The following is a 2,463-nucleotide window of genomic DNA, read 5'->3' as shown; positions in this document are numbered from 1 at the left end:
TCGTGTCCAAGAAATGGGAGGCAGTTCACCATCGCCCGCCGCTTTAACAACCGCTACGGCAAGGTGTTCCCCAAGGTCGAAGCGCTGCTTTCCGAGACCCCGCTACTGCCGGGCCTGGACGGTCGCAAGATGAGCAAGAGCTACGGCAACGCCATTAACATCTCGATGACCGCCGAGGAGACGGCCAAGCGCATCAAGAAGAGCCAGACCGACTCCGAGCGCATGATCACATTCGATCCCGAGAACCGCCCCGGCGTGTCCGGTCTGCTTTCGACGGCCGCCATCTGCACCGGTCGTTCCGAGGTCGAGATTGCCGAGGAGATCGGCATGGGCGGCTCCGGCCAGCTCAAGAAGTGCGTGACCGAGGCCGTCAACGAGCACTTCGCCCCCATCCGCGCGCGCCGCGAGGAGCTCGTGCAGGATATGGACTACGTCAAGGACGTCCTGCACGAGGGCAACCGCCGCGCTAACGAGGTCGCCGAGGCCACGCTCGCCGAGGTGCGCGAGGCCATGGGCATGGTGTACTAGCATGTACCGCCTTGTTGCAAGCGATATGGACGAGACCTTCCTCGACTCCAATCACGCCATCCCCGAGGCGAACATCCGCGCGCTCAAGCGCATGAAGGAGCTGGGGGGGGTTCTGCTCGTCCCCTCAAGCGGGCGCTGGTACTCGTAGATGCGCAGCGCCAACGGTCAGGTGGAATGGATCTTGCGAGACGCCCTCAAACGCGCGGGAAGGCTGCCAAAGAAAGAGCCCTCGTTCAAGGGCACGCCCAAAGGCGAGGAGGGCTAAGCCGGGAAGACAGGGCTCGGGCGCGGCCGACGTCGGGGCAAAGCCGCGCTCTGCCTCGCCAGCGCCGAGGCAGAGTTGACCCCGCCGCTCCAAAGTCGAGCCGAGCGGCGGGGCCAACACCAACCCAAAGCAAGCTCGCCCCCTCTATACGCACCAACCGGTCCCCGGAGGCACCCGCCTTTGGAGACCGTTCTTTTCCCAGCTAGATGTCGTATATAAAGCCTTTTGACAGCTCGATTTTGCCCCGTGGGGGTCAAATATAAAGACCTTTGATGGTACGATGCTCGCGTCAATGACATGGTGGCTCTCGACAGGGGTCACCCCGACCCTCTAGGGAGCAAACGCATGGAGCTGGGCTCGCACATCAAGGAGCATCGCACGGAGCTCGGACTGTCCCAAGACGATCTGGCGGAGCGCATCTACGTGTCGCGCCAGACCATCAGCAACTGGGAGTGCGGCCGTACGTATCCGGATGTCCAGAGCCTGCTGCTGCTTTCCAACGTGTTCGGGGTGACCGTGGACTCCCTCATCAAAGGAGATGTGGAAACCATGGCACAGGTAATGAACGAAGCGGTCAAGAAGTACAACGCCCTCTCCACAATCACGGTCGTGAGCGCGGTCGTGTTTTTGGTGCTGAGCGCGTGGGCGGCGTTCCAGTTCGAATGGGGCTGGGGCATGCACATCGCGCCCACCGCGGCGTTTGCCGCCGTGGCGCTCGTCGTGATGCTCGTGGCGTTCGTGTATATGGAACGCATGAAGAAGCAGCACGACCTCGTCACGTACCGCGAGGTGTTGGCGTTTAGCCGCGGCGAGCAGGTCGATCGCGACACGCTCGAGGGGCGCCGTGAGCGCGAGATGAACCCTTGGGTCAAGGGCACGCGCAACGCGGTGCAGATCATCATCGGCGCCATCGCCGGCGGACTGGTGGGCGTCGGCATCGGCATGCTCGCCAAGATGCTGAGTTAAAAGCGCGGGTACGCACCCGTTCCCCGAAATGGTATCCCCCTTAGCCCCCCCATTCTGAAGATGTATGCCAGAATGGGGGGGGCGATTCCCGTTAGGAGGTGCCCCATGAACGTCACCGTACGCGCGTCCCTCATCGCATTGATCGCAATCGTTGGCGTCTGCTGGGCAATCCCCGTCCTCCTGGTGAGCGTCGTCCCATCCGATGCCGGCATGATCGCCATGATGGCGCTGATCTACCCCGTGCTCCCCGCAACTGCAATCACCCTCGGTCTGCTCGCCGCGAACTCCGCGAGGACGCTCTTCTGGGTACCCGCAGCGCTCGGAATCGGACCCGCGCTCCTGTTTCCCCTCGCGGTCGAGGGCAGCCAGGACCTTGCGTTCCATGGGGTTGCCCATACCGCAATCGGCTACGCCGCCATGGGCCTGCGCACCTGGACGACTGCTCGACAACATCGCTAAGCCATCGCCCCGCAAGCCTCCACAAGCCAGATCTCCCCGCGGCGATGGCACGCATCGCAGCAACAATCATGCAGGTAAACCCCATGCAAAACAATTTTTGCAGCGCCCGGCAAGCCTTGCCGCATATGATGTACAACAGATTCGATAGCGCACCCGATGTGTTCGCGGGACGCTCCTTCACGACCGGGAGGTGACGATGGACATCAGCAACCAGATAAAGACGAGGCGCGAGGCGATGGGGCTCT

At 62.6% G+C, this 2,463-nt stretch carries 4 protein-coding genes and 1 pseudogene; all 5 read left to right on the top strand.

The features are described 5' to 3' along the window. Positions 1-528 (top strand): tryptophan--tRNA ligase (locus DW850_RS09925; RefSeq protein WP_370215759.1); only part of this gene is annotated, 528 nt, incomplete at its 5' end. A 1-nt stretch (position 529) separates the two neighbouring features. Further along, positions 530-676, top strand: coding sequence for an HAD family hydrolase (locus DW850_RS09920; RefSeq protein WP_233539159.1), 147 nt, complete (start codon positions 530-532; stop codon positions 674-676). After that, positions 677-793 (top strand): annotated as a pseudogene (locus tag DW850_RS10525) (Arc family DNA binding domain-containing protein); the annotation flags it as partial. Positions 794-1,138: 345 nt separating this feature from the next. Continuing rightward, entirely contained in the window at positions 1,139-1,759 is a 621-nt protein-coding gene (locus DW850_RS09910) for a helix-turn-helix domain-containing protein (protein WP_117762863.1), read from the top strand. Between the two features lie 105 nt (positions 1,760-1,864). Beyond that, the gene (locus DW850_RS09905; RefSeq protein ID WP_117786958.1) at positions 1,865-2,218 is read left to right on the top strand and encodes a hypothetical protein; all 354 of its coding nucleotides are present in this window, start codon (positions 1,865-1,867) and stop codon (positions 2,216-2,218) included. Positions 2,219-2,463: the final 245 nt, after the last annotated feature.

Source organism: Collinsella sp. AM36-4AA, assembly GCF_003467795.1.
Lineage (GTDB): Bacteria > Actinomycetota > Coriobacteriia > Coriobacteriales > Coriobacteriaceae > Collinsella.
This window is presented reverse-complemented; position numbering and strand designations above follow the sequence as displayed.